This window comes from Cupriavidus neocaledonicus, from assembly GCF_000372525.1.
In the GTDB taxonomy this organism is placed as follows: domain Bacteria; phylum Pseudomonadota; class Gammaproteobacteria; order Burkholderiales; family Burkholderiaceae; genus Cupriavidus; species Cupriavidus neocaledonicus.
Genome location: NZ_AQUR01000106.1, coordinates 21,473 through 42,563, shown reverse-complemented (window position 1 = coordinate 42,563; position 21,091 = coordinate 21,473). Strand labels below are relative to the sequence as shown.

Below are 21,091 nucleotides of genomic sequence, written 5' to 3'. Positions count from 1 at the left end.
TGGCCGGTGAGTGAATGATAGGGATGGCCGTTCTTCCGCTGAATACACGGTTCGATGGCGTTATTGCCTATTCCTATCAAACGCGCTGGCGCCGGGCTCAAGCGGGGGCTAGAATGGCGCCTGTCGCCAACAACAGGAGACGGCGGTGTCGAAGGCCCGCTCCCCCGCTTCCGTCAGAATGGTCCGGCTCATCGAGAAGCTGGCGCCTAACGAGGGGTACACCCAGTCGGCGCTCGATAGCGTTCGGCTGATGCGCTCCGACCGGCCCCTCGGGCGCACGCCGGTGCTGTACGAGCCGAGCATCGTCATCGTTTGCCAGGGCCGCAAGCTGGGCTTCCTCGGTAACGACGTCTATGTCTATGACGCCCAGCATTACCTCGTGCTGTCCGTACCGCTGCCGTTCTCGACGGAAACGCAGGCTTCGGCCGAGGCCCCCATGCTCGCCGTTTCCATCCACCTTGACCTGATCGAACTCAGCGAGTTGATCACCCAGATCAGTGCCGCCGGGCATCTTCCCGACGAACCACCGAACCTGATGGTGTCTACCGAGCTCGACGAGAACCTGGCCGGCGCAACGGTCCGGCTGCTGGAGGCATTGACGGTGCCCATGGATGCCCGGATCCTGGGACCGGCCCTGGTGCGAGAGATCTGCTACCGCGTCCTGACCGGCGCACAGGGCGGCGCGATGCGCGCCGCCCTGGCTCACCATGGACGCTTCGGCCGCGTCGCGAAAGCGCTCAAGCGCATCCACGCCGACTATGCTTCACCGCTCAACGTAACGCGCCTTGCGGAAGAAGCCGGCATGAGCGTGCCGGCATTTCACGCAAACTTCCGCGCCGTGACGCAGACTTCGCCTATCCAGTACATCAAGTCCACCCGCCTTCACCATGCGCGCCTGATGATGATTCGCGACGGCGTCACCGCCGCGGCAGCGGCAGGACGAGTCGGCTACGAAAGCACCTCGCAGTTCAGCCGGGAATTCAAACGCCTTTTCGGCAGAACGCCGGTTGAAGAAGCGCGCGACATGCGCGAGTCTTTCTCGCTTTCGCCGGCGGTGGGCTTTGGTGCCTAGGCGATTTTCATCAGGCCGCTTGCAAGAGGACCTTGCCTCACTTGACGGCCCATGGCGTGGCTGAAGGCCTGGCTGGCGCAGCCGGGCTCTTCTGCACCCGTGCCCTGACCGCTTCATTCCTTGCCCCGCTCCCCCACGCCTTCCATCGTCGTCCTGCCTCTGCTGAAAGTCCTGTTTTTCTCCCTTGACATCGATCTTCCCTCGCCTACACTGATGTAATCGATTGCATTGCCGGTTTTGCCATAAACACTGCGGTTCCGCAGTATTTTTTACCCTGAAATGTAATCGATTACATTGCGCGAAAACCACACAGGAGACATCGACATGCAGGAACGCCGTCGCAAGTTTTATGGCTGGGGCTACGAAGGAGACACCGTCACGCCGCAGGAAATCTCGGAGTTCGAGGCCGCGTGGAGCCGGTTGCTGGGGGTCGAGCATTTCGAGGCCATGCCCTTCCCCAGCGCGGACGAAATCGAACTTCGCGCCCCGCGCGTGCAGCCGCCTGCAACGCTGCGTGAGATCTGCACGACCGACCACTACGACCGCCTTTATCACACCTATGGCGCCGGTACGGTGGACGTGGCGCGGGCCATTCGGAAAGAGTTCCCGAATCCGCCAGACGTGGTCGCGTATCCCAGGACCGAACAGGACATCGTCGATCTCTTCGACTGGTGCGGCCGCCAACAGCTTGCCGTCGTTCCCTACGGCGGCGGCTCCAGCGTGGTCGGCGGGGTAAACCCTCCGGAGCACGATCGCTACCGGGGCGTCCTCACGCTCGACCTCAAACACTTCGACAAGGTGCTGGAAGTCGACCAGACTTCGCAAGCCGCGCGCATCCAGGCCGGCGTGCTCGGGCCGAGCCTGGAACGCCAGCTCAAGCCGACCGGGCTGACCATGCGCTTTTTCCTGCAGGCATGGGAGTTTTCGTCGCTGGGGGGCTGGATCGCAACCCGCGCTGCCGGGCATTTCGCCACCGCATACACGCAGATCGACGACCACATCGAAAGCCTGAAGGTCGTAACCCCCGCGGGCAATATCGAGTCGCGCCGCTTTCCGGTATCGGGCTCGGGCCCCAATCCCGACCGGCTGTTTCTGGGCTCGGAGGGCGCGCTTGGCATCATTACCGAGGCCTGGGTCAAGCTGCACCGCCGCCCGGTCTACCGCAAGCAGACCACGGTGCGCTTCCGCGACTATGCCAAGGCCGTCGAGGCGACACGGCTGCTGTCCCAGTCTGGCCTGAACCCCGCGAACGCGCGCCTGGTCGAGCGCGAGGAGGCAGCCTACACCGGCTCCAGCGACGGCTCCTATGACATCCTCGTGCTGGGCTTCGAGTCGGCGGATCACCCGGTCGATGCGTGGATGGCGCGCGCGCTGGAGATCTGCGCGGCATGCGGCGGCGATTGGGAGACCGCTGCGGCAACCAACGAGGAAGGTGCCGATTCGGCCACGGCTAGCTGGCGCAACAAGTTCCTGCGCGGACCCTATCTGCGCGAGTACGCCATTGCACGCGGGGTCATGCGCGAAACCATGGAAACCGCCGTCACCTGGGACCGCTTCGCCGCACTTCACCAGCACGTCAAGAACGAGACGCATCGCATCATCCGCGAAGTGACGGGACGCCCGGGCTCGGTGACGTGCCGCTTCACCCACCTGTATCCGGACGGCCCCGCGCCCTACTTCACCTGGTTTGCCTACGGCGACAAGGCCCGCATACCCGAGCAGTACATGGCAATCAAGCGGGTGGCGGAACAGGCCATGGTGGACGCGGGCGGCACCGTCACCCACCACCACGCGCTCGGACGGGACCATCGTCCCTGGTATGACAAGGAGCGGCCCGAGCTGTTCTGCACCGCGCTGAAGGCGGCCAAGCAAGCGTTCGACCCCAAGCAGATCCTGAATCCCGGCGTGCTGTTCGACCCGAGCTGAAGCCCGGGCATTCACAGGAGGCAAAACCATGGCAGGACCTTTGGAAGGCATCCGGGTGCTCGACCTGAGCCGCATCCTTGCGGGACCGTGGAGCACCCAGTTGCTGTCGGACCTCGGTGCCGACGTGATCAAGGTGGAGCGACCCGGCAGCGGGGACGACACGCGCGCCTGGGGGCCGCCCTTCCTTGCCCGGGAAGACGGCACCCTGACGGCCGAGTCGGCCTATTTTCTCTGCGCCAATCGGGGCAAGCGCTCGATCACCGTGGACGTCAGCAGCGAGGCAGGACAGACCGTGCTGCGCGAACTGGCAAAGACGGCCGACGTCTTCGTCGAGAACTACAAGTGCGGCGACATGCGGCGCTATGGCCTGGACTACGACACGCTGGCGGCGCTCAATCCACGCCTGGTGTACTGCTCGATCACCGGCTTCGGGCAGACCGGGCCGTACAGCCACCGGGCCGGCTACGACTTCGTGGTACAGGCCATGGGCGGGCTCATGAGCATCACCGGCGAGTGCGACGACCGCCCCGGCGGCGGGCCGCAGAAATGCGGCGTACCGATCTCGGACCTGATGACAGGGATGTACGCATCGGTGGCCATCGTCAGCGCCTTGTTCGAACGGGTCGGGAGCGCACGCGGCCAGTACATCGACATGAGCCTGCTCGACACGCAGGTCGCGTGGCTTGCGAACCAGGCTTCCAACTATCTGGTAGCGGGTTCCGAGCCACGACGTTGGGGGAACGCCCATCCGAACCTCGCGCCCTACCAGTCGTTCGCGACCAGTGATGGCGCGCTGATCGTTGCCGTCGGCAACGACCGGCAGTTCGGCGCCCTGTGCGACGCACTGGAGCTGGGCGAACTGGCACGCGACGAGCGCTACGCGACCAACGCCGCGCGCCTGAAGCACCGCGAGAGCCTGGTGTTCTTGCTGGCGGACCGATTCCGTGGCCGCGACACGGCAGCCTGGCTGGTCAGACTGGAAGCCGCCGGCGTGCCGTGCGGACCGATCCATACGATTCCGCAGGCCTTGTCGGATCCGCAAGTGCGGTCGCGCGGCATGGTGTTCTCGCTTCCCCATGGAAGCGGAGCGATCGCGCCGCAGATCGCCAACCCGATCAAGTTCTCCCGCTCCACTGTCGAGTACCGGCGTGCGCCGCCGGTGCTCGGCGAGCATACGGACGACATCCTGAGCCGCGAGCTAGGCTGGTCGGCGGACCGGATTTCGGGATTGCGCCGGGAAGGCTCGATTTGAAGCGCAGGTAGCACAAGTAGCACAAGCGCGATCCCGAAGCAGGATCGCATCAGGAGACAGGAGACCCATCATGCATCGATATCTACGACAAGCTTCCGCCGCCCTGCTTTGCCTGGCAGCGATCTCCGCCTCACCGCACGCGGCGGCCAAGGACTGGCCCGCCCAGCCGGTCCGGGTGGTCCTGCCCTATCCGCCCGGTGGCGCTTCGGATGTCACCGCCAGGCTGCTGAGCGCAAAGCTCAGCCAGGCCTGGGGAGAATCAGTCGTTATCGAGAACCGGCCGGGGGCCAACGGCATCATCGCCAACGAACTGGTAGCAAAATCGGCCGCGGACGGATACACGGTGCTGATGGCCAACCTTGGACCGAATGCCATCAATCCCGCGGTCTATTCGAAATTGCCTTATGACTCGGTCAGGGATTTCGCGCCCGTGATCCTGGCGACCACGGTGCCGCTGGTCATCGTCACGGCGGCGAACTCCCCCATCAAGGATCTGAAGCAACTGATCGCCATGGCCAAGGATAAGCCTGGCGAAATCACCTTCGGCTCGGCAGGCAACGGGGCGAGCAACCACCTCGCGGGCGAGCTGCTCAATTCCATGGCGGGCGTCAAGATGGCGCATGTCCCTTACAAGGGCGACGCACCCTCGCTGACCGACGTGCTGGGCGGGCAGATCCACGTCGCGCTGCCGACGGCCCTGGCCGGCATGCCGCAGGTCAAGAGCGGCAAGCTGCGCGCGCTTGCGGTCACCAGCAAGAAGCGCCTCCCGTCCTTGCCGGATGTTCCCACGGTAGACGAAGCACTGGGCATTAGCGGCTATGAGGCCGTCTCCTGGGGCGGCTTCATGGTACCGACCGGCACCCCGGCGGCGATCATCACCAAGATGAATGCTGAGTTCAACAAGGCGCTGCAATATCAGGACATCCGGGAGAAGCTGCTGGCCCAGGGCGCCGAGATCGTGGGCGGCACGCCGGAGTCGTTTGACGCCTTCCTTCGCGCCGAACTCGCCAAATGGAAGAAGGTTGCGGACTCTTCGAAGGTGCGGCTCGACTAGCCGCGGCAAGCGCCGGTCGCATGGCCTCGACCGGCGCTTGCGTGGCGTTCCTGACCAGCGGACTAGCCCCTCGACGATACAATGCGGCGTCGGGCTGGGCCGCCAGGGCACCCCTGGACGGGCTCATCCTTCACTCCAACCTTGCTCTTCCCTTCGCTTTCGAGGCATGCCGAATATGGTCAACGTGAAACAGGTCGCTCTCCTTGCCGGCGTGTCTTCCGCCACCGTATCGCGCGCGTTGTCGGCGCCTGAACTGCTGCGGCCCGAGACGCTGAAGCGCGTGCAGGAAGCGATTGCCAGCCTCGACTACGTGCCTTTTGCCGCTGCGCGGATCCTGCGTTCGGGACGGACCATGTCCATCGGCATCATTGCCCCGACGCTGATGAACGAACTGTACGCAAGAGCCGTGGACACCCTGGAGAAGCAGCTCGAAGCGCTCGGCTATACCGTTCTTCTGACGTGCCATCGCGACAACAGCGACATCGAGTTGCGCTGCGCGCGGGAAATGCTGGAGCGGCGCGTGGACGGCATCGCCATCATCGGCTCGCAGCACCACCCCGACGTCTTCTCGCTGATCCATAAGCACAATGTCCCCTATGTGCTGATGTGGGCAACGGATCGCGAAGGCAGCCATCCGACGGTTGGCTACGACAACCGGCTCGCGATGCGGCGCCTGACCGCCTATCTGGTGAACCTCGGGCACCGCGAATTCGCCGTCCTGCCGGGGCCGCTGAACACCCAGCATCTGTCGGTCCAGCGGCTCGAAGGCGTCAAGGACGTGCTCAGCGAACATGGCATCGCCCTGCGCGAGGAACTGGTCCTGCCCACGCCCTATGAGGTCGAGCCGGTCCGCGCCGCGGCGCGGGCCTGCCTGACCAGTCCACATCGGCCTACCGCACTGATCTGCATAAACGACTTCATCGCGGTCGCCGCCATCGCCGAGTGCCGCGCCCTGGGCCGGTCCATTCCGGACGATATCTCCGTGACCGGTTTCGGGGACTGGGAGGTTGCGGAACTTATCACGCCTACCCTGACAACCATGCGGTCGAATCCCGTGCGTATCGGCGAACTGACCGCGCGCAACATTATTGCGCAGATAGAAGGCGCGGCACGGCGGGACGATCTGCAGGACGAATTCGAGCCGGAGCTGATCGTTCGGGAAAGTACTGCTGCGGTGAAAATCGTGGCGGCGCCTTAGTGTAGAGGGCGCACGCCGTGCCGGACCGCCGCCAGCCGTGACCGCGACCGCGCCCCTTCGCCGGCTGCACGGCGCAAGGAGGCTGTCAGCTCTGCCCCCGTGGAATGGTCGGGTTCGCGAAGCGAAGCGGCTTCTATTCGGCTTCGGTCCTGCCCCCCTCCGCAGCACGCCGTATCACTGTCGAAAGGTCGGCTCCCGCCAGTCTCTGCGCGGCAGTCCGGCTGTCGCCGGTCCAGAAGTCCCGTCCGGCGGTGAGAATCCGCTCCTCGGTATTGCGCATGTGCAGGAAGGCCGCCTGGCGGGCGCGTTGCGGATCCCGGGTTTCGATCGCGGCGCAGATCTCCGCATGCTCGGTGCGGACCTGCGCAGCCAGATCGCTTTGCCTGGCTTCATTGCCGCGGGTGAGACGGATGGCGTCTGTCAACGCCCGCGTCAACATGCCGAGTAGCTCGGTGTAGTGGGGATTGCCGGTGGCACGGGACACCGCAAGATGGAATGCCAGGTCTTCTTCGACGCCGTCGCCGCCTGCTCGCACTGCAGAGTCGATTTCGCGCAAAGCGTTCCGGATGTCGTCCATTTGCCTTTCGCTGCGGCGCTCCGCAGCCAATGCGGCCATTTCCGCTTCAATCCCACGGCGAAGTTCCAGGATTCGCACGACGCCCAAGGCCGGGTCGGAACCGCCACGCCCAAGGCGGAATACCTCTGCGGTCGCCGGATTGAGCACCACCGTACCGCTCCCCTGCCGGCTTTCCACGAGGCCCTCGGACTTAAGCCGGGAAATGGCTTCACGAATCACGGTGCGGCTCACGCCGTACTGCTCGGTCATGAACTTTTCCGTCGGCAGGCGGGCATTGACGGGGTACAGACCGCGCCGGATCTGCCCGGCGAGGTGTTCGGTGACGCGGTCGGCCAAGGTGGGCTCGACACCGCTTTTTCCCGCCGGCGGCTGCGCTGGTTCGGTCAGATTTCTCGTTGTGCTCTGCAAGGTAATTGCCCCACTTGTGCTTGCTTCGCCGCGCGTCGGCGTGCGGCATTCCTGGTTGACATCATAGCACTCAAATAAATTTGCTTGACATACTAATAATATGAATTTGTAATACAACTCACAAGAACACAACGATTTCGTGCGACGCTGTCGCAAACCCCGAGGAGACTACATCCATGACGGCCCAGGATCACCATCAGTCGCTTGAAAATGTTTACGTATGCAGACGCATGCCGGCGGAGATCGAAGCCGCGCTGAAAGAGCGCTTCGTCGTAACCCTGAACGAAAGCGACGAACTGACCGATTCCGCCACGATCATCGCGCGCGCCAGGGCCGCGAGCGTTCTGCTGGTGACCGCGACGGAGCGCATTGACGGCCAGGTATTGCGCGCACTGTCACCCACCCTCAGGACAGTGGCCACTCTCTCGGTAGGCTACGACCACATCGACTTGGCCACGGCTCGCGAACTCGGCATCGAGGTCCTGCATACGCCTGACGTCCTGAGCGATGCTTGTGCCGAAGTCGCGCTAATGCTCCTGCTCAATGCCGCACGGCGCGGTCATGAAGCAGATCGCATGGTCCGCAGCGGCCAATGGGCAGGTTGGGCGCCCACGCAACTGCTGGGCAAAGGCCTGGTCGGCAAGCGGCTCGGCATATTCGGGATGGGGCGCATCGGCCGGGCCATCGCCACGCGTGCCCGCGCATTCGGCTTGCAGATCCACTACCACAACCGCTCCCGGCTCGGGCCAGAGCTTGCCGAGGGCGCCATCTACCACGCGACTCTCGAAAGCCTCTGCCGACACAGCGAGATGCTGCTGGTCGCGGCACCGGGTTCCCCCCAGCTCAAAGGAACGCTCGATCAGGCGCACATCCGGGCACTGCCCCCTGGCGCGGTGGTCGTCAATATTTCCCGCGGCGACATCGTCGATGACGATGCGCTGATCGAAGCGCTGAACAACGGCCACGTCTTTTCTGCCGGCCTTGATGTCTTCGCCAACGAGCCGAACCTCGATCCGCGCTATCGCGCCCTCGACAACGTCTTTCTCAGTCCGCATATCGGCAGCGCGACAGAAGAAACGCGCAACGCCATGGGATGGCTTCTGCTCGACGGGATCGCGGCACTGCGCCGCGGCGAACGACCCGCCAACCTGCTTTCCTGATTCCCCCCTCAAGTCAAAGCGACCGGAGTTCCTTTTCATGCAGATCCAGAATCCTTCTCTCTTCCGCCAACAGTGCCACGTGAATGGCCAATGGGTAGACGCTGCTGACGGCGAAGTGGTGCCCGTCACGAATCCTGCAACGGGGCAGCAGCTCGGTACCGTGCCCCGCATGACGGCGGCAGACGTCCAGGCAGCCATCGCCGCGGCGGACCGCGCCCTTCCGGCATGGCGCGCGACCAGCTCGCGCGAACGCAGCCGCCTGCTGCGTCGATGGTTCGATCTCTGCATGGCCAACCAGGAGGACCTGGCAACGATCCTCACGCTTGAGCAAGGCAAACCGCTGAAAGAATCGCGTGGCGAGATTGCCTACGGGTCCGGCTTTATTGAATGGTTCTCGGAAGAAGCACGCCGGATCTATGGCGATGTGATTCCCGCGCCGTCATCGGACCGCCGCATCCTCGTCATCAAGCAGCCCGTCGGCGTCGTCGCCGCCATCACCCCGTGGAATTTCCCGAATGCGATGATCACCCGCAAGGCAGGCGCCGCCCTGGCTGCAGGCTGCACGATCGTGATCAAGCCTGCCTCGGCCACGCCCTTCTCTGCGCTGGCGCTCGCCGCACTGGCCAGGGAAGCGGGAATCCCCGACGGGGTACTGAATGTGGTCACTGGTTCCGCCTCCGTTGTGGGGCGTGAGCTCACATCGAGCCCCGTCGTGCGCAAGCTGTCGTTCACGGGCTCCACCGACGTCGGCAAGACTCTCCTCGAGCAATGCGCCGGTACGGTGAAGAAGGTTTCCATGGAACTGGGCGGCAACGCGCCATTCCTCATCTTCGACGACGCCGACCTCGACGCTGCCGTCGCCGGCGTGATGGCCTCGAAGTTTCGCAATGCCGGTCAGACCTGCGTCTGCGCCAACCGCATCTTCGTCCAGGACGGCGTCTACGACACGTTCGCAGAGAAGCTCAGGATCGCAGTGGAAGCTCAGGTCGTCGGCGATGGCATGACACCGGGCGTGGATCTCGGACCGCTGATTGACGACGCGGCGATCGAGAAGGTTCGCGAACACATCTTCGACGCCGTCTCTCTGGGTGCTCAGGTATTCACCGGCGGCAGGGCCCACGCCCTCGGCGGCCGCTTCTTCAAGCCGACGATCCTCACGGACGTGTCGCCGAAGGCGAAGCTCATGAACGAGGAGACCTTCGGCCCGGTGGCCCCCCTGATCCGCTTCAAGACCGAGGAAGAAGCCGTCGCCATGGCCAATGACACGCCCTTCGGACTGGCTGCCTATTTCTACACCACCGACTACGCGCGCTCCTGGCGCGTGGCAGAAGCGCTCGAATGCGGCATCGTGGGCCTGAACGAGGGACTGATCTCCACCGAGGTCGCCCCGTTCGGCGGTGTGAAGGAGTCGGGCATCGGCCGGGAGGGATCCAAATACGGCATCGAGGACTACATCGAGGTCAAGTACATCTGCGCTGGCGGCCTGGCATTGCGCTGAGCCGCGAGACAACGACAGGAGACAGCATCATGAAGAAAACAGTGGGCATGATCGGCATTGGCATGATGGGCCATGGCATCGCGACGAATGTGGCAAAGCATGGTTATCCGCTGGTGGTCCTCGAACATCCAGGCAATCAGCCACTCGACGCATTGCTGAAGGCGGGGGCGAAATCCGTACCGGCTATCCCGGAACTCGCGGGCCAGGTCGACATCGTCATTCTCTGCGTTACCGGATCCCCCGAGGTCGAGGAAGTGCTTTTCAGCGCCCAAGGCCTCCTCAGCGCCCTGCGGCCCGGTACCGTGGTCATCGATTGCTCGACGGCGATTCCCTCTTCGACCGAGCGCATCGCCGCCGCCGTGCACAAGGCCGGTGGCAGGTTCATGGACGCGCCAATGACGCGTACGCCCAAAGAAGCCGCCGAGGGGCGACTCAACCTGATCGTCGGCGGCGACGCGTCGCTTTACCAGGAATGCCTGCCACTGCTGCAGAGCTTCGCCGAAAACATCACCTTCGCCGGGCCTGTCGGTGCCGGACACCGGCTCAAGCTGCTGCACAACTTCGTGTCTCTCGGTTTCTCCGCAGTCCTGGCAGAGGCTGCCGCCTGCGCAGCACGCGCGGATGTCCGTCCCGAAATCCTTGTCGATGTACTGGCCAAGGGCGGCGGCGCCGGTGTCATCCTGGAACGCCTGCGTCCCTTCATTGAGCGGGGCGACAGCTCCGGGTTCCGCTTCACCATCTCCAACGCGCTGAAGGACATGACCTACTACGACACCATGGCGAGCGAAGCTGGCGCCAGTCATGCGACCGCGTCAGCGATCCGCGAGACCTACGCCGGCGCCTATGACCAACGGCCCCATGGCACCGTGCCGGAGCTTGTCGCACTGCTGGCCGAGCCGGCCTCCTTTCGCTGATGGTCCCGGAAACCGACACCATGATCACAAACCAGCAATACAGGATTGCCGTCATTCCAGGCGACGGCATTGGCAACGAAGTGGTCCCCGAAGGCATCCGGGTCCTGGAAGCCGCGAGCGCTAAGTTCGGCTTCACGCTCGCCTTCACGACCCATGACTGGAGCTGCGCCCGCTACCACGCCCAGGGAAGCATGATGCCGTCCGATGGCATCGAGCGGCTACGCGACTCTGACGCCATCTTTCTCGGCGCAGTCGGTTTCCCCGGCGTGCCGGACCACGTATCACTGTGGAACCTCCTCATCCCGATCCGCCGCGAATTCGACCAGTACGTGAACCTGCGACCGGTCCGGCTTCTGCCCGGGGTGCCCTGCCCGCTCGCCAACAAGAAGCCCGGCGACATCGACTTCTGGATCGTGCGCGAGAACACCGAAGGCGAATACTCGCAAGTTGGCGGCCGCATGTTCGCCGGCACGGAACATGAGTTCGTCACGCAGGAGGCCATTTTCACCCGTCGCGGAACCGATCGGATCATGCGCTATGCGTTTGATCTCGCCAGGAAGCTCGGCCGGAATCATGTGACATCGGCCACCAAGTCCAATGGCATCTTCCATTCCATGCCCTACTGGGACGAGCGGTTTGCCGCAGTGGGTGCCGACTATCCGGACATCCGCACCGACCAGTACCACATCGATATCCTGGCAGCGCGGTTCGCGATGTCCCCGGAGCGCTTCGACGTCGTGGTCGGATCGAACCTGTTCGGCGACATCCTCTCCGATCTCGGCCCCGGCATCACGGGAACGATCGCCGTGGCGCCGAGCGCAAACATCAACCCGGAGCGGAAATATCCGTCGATGTTCGAACCGGTGCATGGCTCCGCCCCGGACATCGCCGGACAAGGCATCGCGAATCCCATCGGGCAGATCTGGTCTGGGGCCATGATGCTGGAACACCTCGGTCAGCCCAAGGCAGCGGCCGCGATCATGAAGGCCATCGAAACTGTCCTGACGCATCCCGATCGCGTACTGACGCCCGACCTGGGTGGAAGGGCCACTACACAGGAAATGGGCGCCGAAATCGCCAGGGCGGTGCTCGCATGACACAAGCCGCCGCGGTCGCGCGTCGCCCGCTTGTGCTGCTGACCGATGCCATCGTCCCGGAGGCGCATGCTCGCCTGGCGGCTGACGCCGACGTCGAGTTACTGCCGCCAGGACTGATCGGCGCGGCCAGTGATCAAGCGTTGCGAGATCGCATTGCGCAGGTTGACGGCCTGATCGTACGGCGACAGCTCCCTGGCGATCTGTTCGAGCGCGGGCATCGTCTTCGCGCCGTCGTTCGTCATGGTGTTGGCGTGGATTTCATTCCGGTAGACCGCGCCACGGCTCACGGCATCCCGGTGGCCAATACGCCGGACACGAACTCGAACGCCGTTGCCGAATTTGCGGTATCCGCCATGCTCGCAATGACCAGGCGGCTGGCAGCCTTCGACGATGCCGTGCGCAAGGGCGACTGGAACCGCCGCACGATCGCGGCAGGGCAATCCAGGGAGCTGCGCGGCTCCACGCTCGGAATCATTGGCTTCGGGGCCATCGGGCGCCGGGTCGCGGAGATCGCAGGCGCGGGCTTCGGCATGAAGCTGCTTGCGCATACGTTGACACCATCCAGGCTCCCGCCGCACGTCGCCCCGGCGGAACTTTCCGCCTTGTTTGCCCATAGCGACTACATCGTAATCGCGTGCCCGCTTACCGCAGCAACAAGAGGCATGGTGAACAAGACGCTTTTGGCGCATGCGCGTCCGACTACGGTGCTCGTCAATGTGGCACGGGGCGCCATCATCCGGCAGGCGGACCTGGTCGACGCATTGCGCAGCGGCACCATAGGCGGCGCCGTACTCGATGTATTTGAACAACATCCGCTTCCGGACGACAGCCCGCTTCGGGACCTGCAGAACGTCCTTTTGACACCGCATATCGCCGGCCTGACCCAGCACGCCTCCATGGCCATGGGGCTGGCCGCCGCCGACACGATGCTCGCCCTGCTGCGAGGCGAACGACCGCGCAACATCGTCAACCCCGAATTCAACGCTGACAACCAGGAGACAATGCAATGAAGATCACCCGCATTACCGCAATCCCCCTGTCCTATCGTCTGCCCGAAGGCAAAACGGTCACCATGGGCGTGGGCAGTACGCTCAAGCGTGACGCGATCATCATCCGCGTTGAGACATCCGAAGGCATCGTGGGCTATGGCGAGTCGCATCCCGGGCGCAGTCCGGGCGCCATCACCAGCCTGATTCACAACACGCTGTCGCCGCTGCTGGTTGGCATGGACGCCACGGACGTGGTCGGCATCTGGCAGCGCGTGCACCGCATGCAGTTCTCCAGCCATGGTCTTGGCGCCGGCGCCGCGCTGGCGCATTCGGGCATCGACATGGCACTCTGGGATATCCGCGGCAAGGCGGCGAAGATGCCGCTCTACAAGCTGCTGGGCGGCTCGCGTCGACGCATTCCGGCCTATGCCGGCGGCATCGCGCTCGGATACCAGCCCGCGGCGTCGCTGGCCGAAGAGGCCCAGTCCTATATCGAACAGGGCTACCAGGCCGTCAAGCTGCGCATCGGCGACTCGGTCAAGGCGGATATCGAGCGCGTACGCCATGTGCGCCGCGTGCTCGGCGCTGACGTCGACATCCTGACCGATGCCAATACGGCCTACACGATCGCCGACGTGCGCCGTGTCATGCCTGTGCTGGCGGAAATCCAGGCGGGCTGGCTCGAGGAACCATTCGCCTGCAACGATTTCGCTTCGTATCGCGAGGCTGCCCGGATTTCCCCGGTCGTCCCGCTCGCGGCCGGCGAGAATCACTTCATGCGGTTCGAGTTTGCGCAACTGCTGGAAGCCGGGGCAGTCCAGGTCTGGCAACCCGACCTGTCCAAGACGGGCGGCATTACGGAAGGCATGCGCATCGCCGCCATGGCCTCGGCCTTCCGCATCCCCATCCACGCCCACAGCTCCGCTACCGGCCTCAATCATGCCGCGACGCTGCATTTCCTCGCGGCAACCGAGAACGCCGGCTACTTCGAAGCCTGCGTTTCGCAGTTCAATCCCTTCCGCGACATGTTCGGCAAGACCTTCGAAATCGGCAGGGATGGTTGCGTGGTCCCGCCGGAAGCACCGGGCCTGGGCGTCGAAGTCGACGAGGACATCTTCAAGCAGTACCCGTCGATCGACGGCCCCGGTTACGTCGTCAAGTTCTGAGCAAATCCGCTCAGCAGACACTGATCCACCCCATACAAAAGATGGTGAAGGAGACAAAGATGCCTAGCAGAAGAACCGCGTGCAAATGGATTCTGTCATCCCTGGCGGGCGCCGTCGGCGCCACCGCCTTCGGTGGCGCCATGGGCGCTACGAGCGATGCGTACCCGGACAAGCCCATTCGCATCGTCGTGCCATATACCCCCGGCGGCTTCAACGACACGCTCGCGCGCACCGTGGGCGAGAAGCTGACCAAGCTCTGGAAGCAACCGGTGGTCGTTGACAATCGACCCGGAGGCAACACATTGATCGGCAATTCGATGGTTGCGAAAGCCGCCCCCGATGGCTACACGTTGCTGATTACGCCGCTGCCGTTCGCCGCACTTCCCGCGTTGTACGGCACGAAGCTTCCCTACAACGCGACCAAGGATTTTGCTCCGGTCATCTGGGCTGCCAGCACCCAGAACGTGCTGGTGGCGCGAAACGACCTTGGGCTTGCGACCGTCAAGGACATGGTTGATTTTGCAAGGAAGAATCCCGGCAAGCTGAACTACGGCTCCACTGGGTCCGGTTCCTCCAATCATCTGTCGATGGAACTCTTCGAGAAGATGACCGGTACCAGGCTGACGCACGTCCCGTATAAAGGCAGTGGCCCGGCTGTTGCCGCCCTGCTCGGCGGTGAAATCGATGTGCTGTTCGACAACTTGCCCAATGTGATGAACCAGATCCGAGCCGGCAAGTTCAAGCCCGTAGCCGTCACCGGTCAGCAGCGATCCACGCTGCTGCCAAACGTTCCGACCGTCGCTGAATCGGGGGTGCCCGGCTACGAGGTCAACGTCTGGTTCGGCATTCAGGCACCCGCTGGCACGCCAAAGGAGATCGTCCAGAAGCTCAACCAGGAAATCGCGAAGGCCCTGGCCGATCCGGACATCGTGAAGCGATTCCGCGAACAGGGCGTGGAGGTCGTGGGTAGCTCCCCGACCAAATTCGCCACACTCGTGGAAGCCGAGATCCAGAAATGGGGAAGCGTGGTCCGCGATGCGAACGTCTCATTGGAGTAACGGCTGCGTCGAAAACGTGTCCGCACGGTAGCGGACACGCTCAGGTCCGCGTGCATGCTTCAAGATCCCGCCGTACCTCTGAACTGCACCCCAAAGGTTGGACACCGATCCAACCTTTGGGGTGTTTTTCATGGCGAAGTACGATGAGAAGTTCAAGCGCCGGGTCGTCGAGCGCTATTTGACTGTTACCACCACCGTATCAGGACCAAACTAAAAGGGCTGAGTCCTGTGCAATACAGGAATCAGCCCTCCATGGCTTAGCCCACCGTCTTAGCTGTCCAACTTCTTGGGGTCAGTTCATACCTCCGGCGGGATTTTTGTTGATCCGCCCGAATCTGTCGGCGGACGTTGGCAGCGCACCGTGTGCGCAAGCCTGCCCGAAGCGGCGTCAGAGATTCCCTGACCGGCCAGGAATCAGGCGCGATCCCCAAAAAAATGCCCTGCAATGATGTTTGCAGGGTCTTCTGCTTGCCGCTTCCTCTTTCCGCACCGCTTGCCGCAGTCCCGTACTGCGCGACGGGACAAACGCAATCGGCCCCTGAGACCAGACGAGGTCTCAAGGGCCGATCACATTCCGGGCTGGCTTATTCAGCGACCACGTTTGCCGACTTCGCGACAGCGCCCCACTTGTCGGCTTCGCTCTTGATATAGCGTGCAAACTCATCGGGCCCGGTTGCCACCACTTCGGCACCAAGCGTCGCCAGCTGGCTCTTCACTTCCGGCATGGCAAGCACCTTCATCAGTGCCCCACTCAGTTGCCTGATGATTTCTGGCGAAGTTCCGGCAGGTGCAACGAGACCGCCCCAGGAAGAGGCGTCGAATCCCTTCAGCACGGATTCATCGATCGTCGGTGCATTGGGAAACGCAGGCACTCGCTTCTTGCTTGCCACTGCGATGAGCCTGAGCTTGCCTCCGCTCACGAACGGACGTGCAGCGACGGCCGTAGTGAACATCATGGACACCTGCCCGGCCATCACATCGGTCAGAGCCGGGCCATCGCCCTTATAGGGCACGTGCATCATGTCCGTCTTCAGCCCGGCGTTGAACATCTCGCCCACCAGGTGATTGGAGGAGCCATTGCCAGCCGAGGCAAAGGTGTACTTGCCCGGGTTGGCCTTGACTTCTGCCACCAGCCCCTTGATGTCCGCCGCCTTGACCTTCGGTCCGGCCACCAGGACGATCGGCACCGTGGTGGTTTGCCCGATCGGGGCGAAACTCTTGTTGACGTCGTAGCCGAGGTGCGGGTAGATCGACTGGCTGATGGCATTCGGGCCGACGTTCGCCATCAGCAGCGTATAGCCATCTGCCGGCGATTTGGCCACCATCTCGGCGGCGATATTTCCGTTTGCGCCGGGCCGGTTCTCGACCACAAACGTGGCACCGGTAACCTCCTTCAGTTTTTCGCTCAGCACACGCGCGGTCGTATCGGATGCGCCACCCGGCGGATATGGCACAACAATGCGCACAGGCTTGTCCGGGTAGGCTGCCATGGCGATGCCTGAGGCCAGGGCCGAAGCCGCGATGGCCGCACGACACGCAGTTTTGATCAATGCTTTCATGATGTGTCTCCTCCAAGTCTAGTTTATCGGGGATGGATGGGTATCAGTACCGCGCCCCTGGCGAGCGGCTTCACCGTCTTGCTGTAGATGTTCAGCCAGCCTTGCTCCGTAGCTCCCTGAATGGGTGCTGCATCGACCCGACGCGAAGCCATCTCCTTCTCGTCGACAAGCAAGTTGATCTGCCTTGCGGGGATGTCGATCTCGATCTCGTCGCCATCCCGGACCAGAGCCAAGGGCCCACCGGCTGCGGCTTCGGGGCACACCTGACCGACCGCGACACCGCGGTTCAAGCCAGATAGCTGGCCATCGGTCACGACTGCGACCTTGCCGTTGAAGCCCGCGCCTTCGACGGCAGCGACGAATGACGACGCCAGGGCCACGCCCGGACCGCCAATCGGGCCCATACCACGCAGGCACGCTACGGTCCCCTCCGTGATACGGCCCTCCGCCAATGCCGCGAGAGCTTCCTCCTGGGAGTGAAACACCATCGCCTTGCCACGGAAGCTTTCGGCCTTCTCGCCGGCATTGCCGAGCTTGAGAATGCTACCCTCGGGCGCAAGCGATCCTTTCAGGATGACCAGCGACGGCTTCGTGGAGACGGGGTTGTCCAACGTGCGCAGGATCGACGGCGATGGCGCCTCGTATTCGTCCAGAATTGCCTGCCACGTCTTGCCGGAGGCCGTCAGGCACTCCTGCTCGATCATGGACGCCAGACGTTTGATCGTCGCAAGGGTGCCACCCGCCGCTTCAAGCTCCTCCGTACGGTGCGGACCGTTGGGCTTGACGGTTGCAAGCAACGGCACCTCGCGGCCGAGCCGGTCGAAGAGATCGTAGAGATCCACATCCGTTCCGGCCTCCTCCGCAACACCTTGCAGGTGGCGAAGCACGTTGATCGACGTCGACAGTGCCAGGGCGACGCGCACGGCGTTCCGGAAGGCCGCCGGCGTGAGAATGCTGCGGGGCGTCAGGCCTTCGTTGACCATCTCGACAATGCGTGCGCCGGCGGCTCGGGCCTGGTCGACCATCGCAGGAGAGTTGGCCAGCACCGGACTGGCGCCTGGCAGCGTCAGACCCAATGCCTCGCAGACGATGTGCATGGAGTTCGCAGTCCCCAGGCCCGCGCACACACCGGGGCTGCGCACGGCGCGCCTGCACATGCCGTCCAGGTCCTCGAAGGACAGTTGACCAGTCACGTGCATGCCGACCTTCTCGAACACATCTTCGATGTCCACATGCTCCCCCTTGTACTGACCACTGGCCTGATAGCCGCAAATCACCACCAGTGTCGGAATGTCCAGCCGCGCCGCGGCCATCATTTGTCCCGGCGTCGTCTTGTCGCAGGAAGCCAGGCACACCATGCCGTCGAGTTGTGCGCCCTCGACTTGCACTTCGATGTCGTTCACGATCAGGTCGCGGGACGGGAGGATGTAGCGGCCCTGCTTGCCTGCGCTGGTAATGAAGTCGCTGGGGGCGGCGGTGCGGACCTCGAAGGGTACGCCACCTGCCGCGCGGATCGCCGCCTTCACGTGAGCGGATACGCCATCGAGATGACTGAAGCAGCTCGACAGCTCCGACGAGGTGTTGACCACGGCAATCTTCGGCTTGTCCAGGTCGGCATCGCTCAGCCCCAGGGCTTGCCATTGGGCCTTGCGCAGTGCCCAGCGGGTCGTACCCGGGGCGAAATTGCTACGGTATTTCGGGGAATTCATTGCAAGGCTCCAAGGAAGGCACCATTGTTTTCCAGCACCTGCTGGATATCGGACGCCGGAACATGGTGAACGCTGATCCCCCGTCCCGCTGCCGTTGCAGCGGTATGCCCTGCCGCTTCGCCCATGGCGAAGCATTGCGCGGTGACTCTGATCGAGGCCTGCGCGCCATGCGTGGCCGATGCACAACGGCCAGCCACCATCAGGTTGTCGAAGCCTTCCAGCAGAAGCGAACGCAGGGGAATCTGGAAGTACGTGCCAGGCGGCAACCAGATCCATTTGGTCGCCCTGCCCGCAGCGTGGTCCTCCATTGGCCATGCACAGCACGCGATGGCATCGTCGAAGCGCGCTCCTTCGAGAACATCCTTGTCAGTGAGGACGTAGCTCCCGACGGTACGCCGACTTTCACGGATGCCGATCACCGCGCCGGTATCCATGACGAAGGCCGACTCGAATCCCGGCACGTACTTTCGGAATGCCTTCAGGTATGTGCAGACTTGTTCCCGCCCCGTAATCTCTGCCCGCGACATGACACTGAGGTCGAACGGGTTGGGCGATTTGCCGTCCACCGCCACTTTCGTGATGTTCAGATGCGCAAGGCCTGGCCGTTCGGCAAATACGCCGCCGGCGGTGCGAGGAAGGTCGTAGCCGTCGGCGACAGCCAGCTCAAGCCTTTCGCGAAGAGCCGGGCGGCTCAAGCGGGCCAGCGAGTCGGTGTCAACGCCGCCGAACCGTACCATGGTGGTAGGAAACTGAAGATCGCCTTCCGAAATTTCGCAAGGCCCGCCGGCGAAGTTCACCAGGTCGGCATCGCCAGAGCAGTCCACGAACGACTTTGCCCGGATGGCGAGTCGCCCTTCCTTGGTCTCGATCAGCACGGCGTCCAGTTCGCGCTCTTTCATGGCGACACCAACCACCAGCGCATGAAACAAGACCTCGACCTTTGCCTCCTGGACGAGCTGGTCGAGAGCGACCTTCATGGCGAACAGATCGTAGGGCAGCGAAGCCGTCTCGAGCCATCGCGTCGTTTCCCCGAGGCCGTCAAGTGACCGCAGTCGCCCGATGACTTCGTTGCAGAACCCACCCACAATCTGCTGTACCTCTGTATCGGTGACCGCGTAGAGGCCACAGATGCTGCCCAGGCTCACCGACGTCAGGGTGCCGCCTAAAAAGCCTTCGCGCTCCAGAAGCAGTACCCTGGCACCCGTTCGCGCCGCCGCAATCGCGGCAGCCACCCCGGCAGCGCCACCTCCCACGACGCAGACGTCTGCCGTGCGAAACACGGATGTAGACCGAGCCGGCTCGGACACCACATCCGATGAATACGTAGTCATTTTGTCTCCAAAAAAAATGCGTGATGCCGGGTCCACTCGGCCCGGCTCACGCTTCCCGTCCAATTTGGTTACGTAGTCATTATAGGCGGAAATAAAAAACTGCCAAGCTCAGGATGTTGTGCGCCGCAATACGAGATCATTAGGTAGCACAAACGTGTACGGGGCCAGGTCCGGCGTAGTCATACGACGCTGGAGCCGGTCTACTACCTGCTCCACCATGGCTGGCAAAGGCTGCTGGACAGTGCTAAGGCTGATGCACTCCCACCTCGCCATGGGAATATCGTCATAGCCGACGACCCAGAGCTCGCCCGGGACTTGCTTGCCACTGTGACGGGCGGCATCCAGCGCACCGATCGCAACAATGTCATTGGTGCAGAACACGGCATCGACATCAGGACGTTCGGCGAGCAGTGTCTGCATCGTCCGAAAGCCATACTCGTAGCTAAAGTCGGCGGCATCGGCCCGCACGAATGCGTTCCCCTGACTCAACGCGCCAAGCCCTTCCATAAAGCCCCGCTCGCGTTCGCGGATCGTGCTTGCCTTGGAACTCTTGCTGGACGCCGCCGAGATCAGTCCAATGCACTTTCTGCCCGCTGACACGAAATAGTCCGCAACCCGCCGGCCGCCGGCATAGTTGTCGCTCACGATGGTGTCGAACAAGTCGGTTCCGACAGAGCGATGGATCAGGATGATCGGCTTCTCGGCCGCGACCCGGGTCAGCATCTCCCTGGACTCATCCAGCGCGGCGGCAAAGATGACGCCATCGGTAGCGCTTTCGGCAAGCGCACGCACCGTGGCCTCGTCCATCTTTCCTTCGAGCTCCCAGACCGTTGTGCGGAAGCCGCGACTAGCGAGCCGATCGACCAACAGTTGGAGCAGCATCGGGTACAACGGGTTAGACAGGCTCGCGATCACCACCGCAACCGTCCCGCTGCGACGCGTCTTCATCTGTCGAGCTGCCGCACTGGGCGAATACTCGTAGTCCTGTATGACCTTCAAGACCCGCGCCTTGGTCTCCGGCTTCACCGACGGCAAATCCTGAAGCACACGGGAGACGGTGGTTTGTGAAACCCCTGCCAGGTTGGCTATGTCGATGCTGGTAAGCCGCTTGCTCATGGTGAGG

General features: G+C 63.3%; 17 protein-coding genes. 12 read left to right on the top strand and 5 right to left on the bottom strand.

Going from position 1 to position 21,091, the window contains the following annotated elements; all coding sequences use genetic code 11:
- Positions 1–178: 178 nt before the first annotated feature.
- From A3AG_RS0126165 to A3AG_RS0126145, 5 genes are all read left to right on the top strand, one after another.
- A complete protein-coding gene (locus A3AG_RS0126165) occupies positions 179–1,072 on the top strand; it encodes an AraC family transcriptional regulator (protein WP_051073574.1) in 894 nt (297 codons plus the stop codon).
- A 294-nt stretch (positions 1,073–1,366) separates the two neighbouring features.
- A complete protein-coding gene (locus A3AG_RS0126160; protein WP_240619971.1) occupies positions 1,367–2,998 on the top strand; it encodes an FAD-binding oxidoreductase in 1,632 nt (543 codons plus the stop codon).
- 28 nt (positions 2,999–3,026) lie between these two features.
- A complete protein-coding gene (locus tag A3AG_RS0126155) occupies positions 3,027–4,250 on the top strand; it encodes a CaiB/BaiF CoA transferase family protein (RefSeq protein WP_026164479.1) in 1,224 nt (407 codons plus the stop codon).
- 70 nt (positions 4,251–4,320) lie between these two features.
- A complete protein-coding gene (locus A3AG_RS0126150; protein ID WP_018008243.1) occupies positions 4,321–5,304 on the top strand; it encodes a Bug family tripartite tricarboxylate transporter substrate binding protein in 984 nt (327 codons plus the stop codon).
- Between the two features lie 175 nt (positions 5,305–5,479).
- Positions 5,480–6,502, top strand: a complete 1,023-nt coding sequence (locus A3AG_RS0126145; protein WP_018008242.1) for a LacI family DNA-binding transcriptional regulator — start codon at positions 5,480–5,482, stop codon at positions 6,500–6,502.
- A gap of 133 nt (positions 6,503–6,635) precedes the next feature.
- On the opposite strand, the gene A3AG_RS0126140 is transcribed toward A3AG_RS0126145, so the two are convergent.
- Positions 6,636–7,415, bottom strand: coding sequence for a FadR/GntR family transcriptional regulator (locus A3AG_RS0126140; RefSeq protein WP_018008241.1), 780 nt, complete (start codon positions 7,413–7,415; stop codon positions 6,636–6,638).
- A gap of 248 nt (positions 7,416–7,663) precedes the next feature.
- Here A3AG_RS0126140 and A3AG_RS0126135 point away from each other — a divergent pair, with 248 nt between their 5' ends.
- From A3AG_RS0126135 to A3AG_RS0126105, 7 genes are read left to right on the top strand one after another with little or no spacing between them, the layout of a single operon-like run.
- A complete protein-coding gene (locus A3AG_RS0126135; RefSeq protein ID WP_026164477.1) occupies positions 7,664–8,647 on the top strand; it encodes a 2-hydroxyacid dehydrogenase in 984 nt (327 codons plus the stop codon).
- A gap of 37 nt (positions 8,648–8,684) precedes the next feature.
- A complete protein-coding gene (locus A3AG_RS0126130; RefSeq protein WP_018008239.1) occupies positions 8,685–10,145 on the top strand; it encodes an NAD-dependent succinate-semialdehyde dehydrogenase in 1,461 nt (486 codons plus the stop codon).
- Between the two features lie 29 nt (positions 10,146–10,174).
- On the top strand, positions 10,175–11,059 hold the full coding sequence (locus A3AG_RS0126125) for an NAD(P)-dependent oxidoreductase (RefSeq protein WP_018008238.1): 885 nt from the start codon (positions 10,175–10,177) through the stop codon (positions 11,057–11,059).
- Positions 11,060–11,079: 20 nt separating this feature from the next.
- Complete coding sequence (locus A3AG_RS0126120) at positions 11,080–12,156, top strand: tartrate dehydrogenase (protein WP_018008237.1); 1,077 nt, start codon at positions 11,080–11,082, stop codon at positions 12,154–12,156.
- A complete protein-coding gene (locus tag A3AG_RS0126115) occupies positions 12,153–13,166 on the top strand; it encodes a hydroxyacid dehydrogenase (RefSeq protein ID WP_026164476.1) in 1,014 nt (337 codons plus the stop codon). The genes A3AG_RS0126120 and A3AG_RS0126115 overlap by 4 nt, the downstream gene beginning before the upstream one ends.
- The gene (locus tag A3AG_RS0126110) at positions 13,163–14,311 is read left to right on the top strand and encodes a mandelate racemase/muconate lactonizing enzyme family protein (RefSeq protein WP_018008234.1); all 1,149 of its coding nucleotides are present in this window, start codon (positions 13,163–13,165) and stop codon (positions 14,309–14,311) included. Before A3AG_RS0126115 ends, A3AG_RS0126110 begins: the two co-directional genes overlap by 4 nt.
- A gap of 59 nt (positions 14,312–14,370) precedes the next feature.
- Positions 14,371–15,369, top strand: a complete 999-nt coding sequence (locus tag A3AG_RS0126105) for a tripartite tricarboxylate transporter substrate binding protein (protein WP_026164475.1) — start codon at positions 14,371–14,373, stop codon at positions 15,367–15,369.
- Positions 15,370–15,953: 584 nt separating this feature from the next.
- Here the strand turns inward: A3AG_RS0126105 and A3AG_RS0126100 are convergent.
- The 4 genes from A3AG_RS0126100 to A3AG_RS0126085 all read right to left on the bottom strand — a co-directional run bounded on the left by A3AG_RS0126100 (position 15,954) and on the right by A3AG_RS0126085 (position 21,084).
- The gene (locus A3AG_RS0126100) at positions 15,954–16,928 is read right to left on the bottom strand and encodes a Bug family tripartite tricarboxylate transporter substrate binding protein (protein WP_018008232.1); all 975 of its coding nucleotides are present in this window, start codon (positions 16,926–16,928) and stop codon (positions 15,954–15,956) included.
- Between the two features lie 23 nt (positions 16,929–16,951).
- On the bottom strand, positions 16,952–18,637 hold the full coding sequence (ilvD, locus tag A3AG_RS0126095; RefSeq protein ID WP_018008231.1) for a dihydroxy-acid dehydratase: 1,686 nt from the start codon (positions 18,635–18,637) through the stop codon (positions 16,952–16,954).
- Positions 18,634–19,968 (bottom strand): FAD-dependent oxidoreductase, encoded by a 1,335-nt coding sequence (locus tag A3AG_RS0126090; protein ID WP_018008230.1) that lies wholly within the window; start codon positions 19,966–19,968, stop codon positions 18,634–18,636. Before A3AG_RS0126090 ends, ilvD begins: the two co-directional genes overlap by 4 nt.
- Before the next feature lie 108 nt (positions 19,969–20,076).
- Positions 20,077–21,084 (bottom strand): LacI family DNA-binding transcriptional regulator, encoded by a 1,008-nt coding sequence (locus A3AG_RS0126085; protein WP_018008229.1) that lies wholly within the window; start codon positions 21,082–21,084, stop codon positions 20,077–20,079.
- Positions 21,085–21,091: the final 7 nt, after the last annotated feature.

Excerpts from the sequence above, each read along its gene's own strand:
- A3AG_RS0126145 (WP_018008242.1), top strand. The coding sequence starts at position 5,480 with ATGGTCAACGTGAAACAGGTCGCTCTCCTTGCCGGCGTGTCTTCCGCC.
- A3AG_RS0126165 (WP_051073574.1), top strand. The coding sequence starts at position 179 with ATGGTCCGGCTCATCGAGAAGCTGGCGCCTAACGAGGGGTACACCCAG.
- A3AG_RS0126150 (WP_018008243.1), top strand. The coding sequence starts at position 4,321 with ATGCATCGATATCTACGACAAGCTTCCGCCGCCCTGCTTTGCCTGGCA.
- A3AG_RS0126155 (WP_026164479.1), top strand. The coding sequence starts at position 3,027 with ATGGCAGGACCTTTGGAAGGCATCCGGGTGCTCGACCTGAGCCGCATC.
- A3AG_RS0126120 (WP_018008237.1), top strand. The coding sequence starts at position 11,080 with ATGATCACAAACCAGCAATACAGGATTGCCGTCATTCCAGGCGACGGC.
- A3AG_RS0126135 (WP_026164477.1), top strand. The coding sequence starts at position 7,664 with ATGACGGCCCAGGATCACCATCAGTCGCTTGAAAATGTTTACGTATGC.
- A3AG_RS0126110 (WP_018008234.1), top strand. The coding sequence starts at position 13,163 with ATGAAGATCACCCGCATTACCGCAATCCCCCTGTCCTATCGTCTGCCC.
- A3AG_RS0126090 (WP_018008230.1), bottom strand. The coding sequence starts at position 19,968 with ATGACTACGTATTCATCGGATGTGGTGTCCGAGCCGGCTCGGTCTACA.
- ilvD (WP_018008231.1), bottom strand. The coding sequence starts at position 18,637 with ATGAATTCCCCGAAATACCGTAGCAATTTCGCCCCGGGTACGACCCGC.
- A3AG_RS0126105 (WP_026164475.1), top strand. The coding sequence starts at position 14,371 with ATGCCTAGCAGAAGAACCGCGTGCAAATGGATTCTGTCATCCCTGGCG.
- A3AG_RS0126115 (WP_026164476.1), top strand. The coding sequence starts at position 12,153 with ATGACACAAGCCGCCGCGGTCGCGCGTCGCCCGCTTGTGCTGCTGACC.
- A3AG_RS0126085 (WP_018008229.1), bottom strand. The coding sequence starts at position 21,084 with ATGAGCAAGCGGCTTACCAGCATCGACATAGCCAACCTGGCAGGGGTT.
- A3AG_RS0126100 (WP_018008232.1), bottom strand. The coding sequence starts at position 16,928 with ATGAAAGCATTGATCAAAACTGCGTGTCGTGCGGCCATCGCGGCTTCG.
- A3AG_RS0126125 (WP_018008238.1), top strand. The coding sequence starts at position 10,175 with ATGAAGAAAACAGTGGGCATGATCGGCATTGGCATGATGGGCCATGGC.
- A3AG_RS0126130 (WP_018008239.1), top strand. The coding sequence starts at position 8,685 with ATGCAGATCCAGAATCCTTCTCTCTTCCGCCAACAGTGCCACGTGAAT.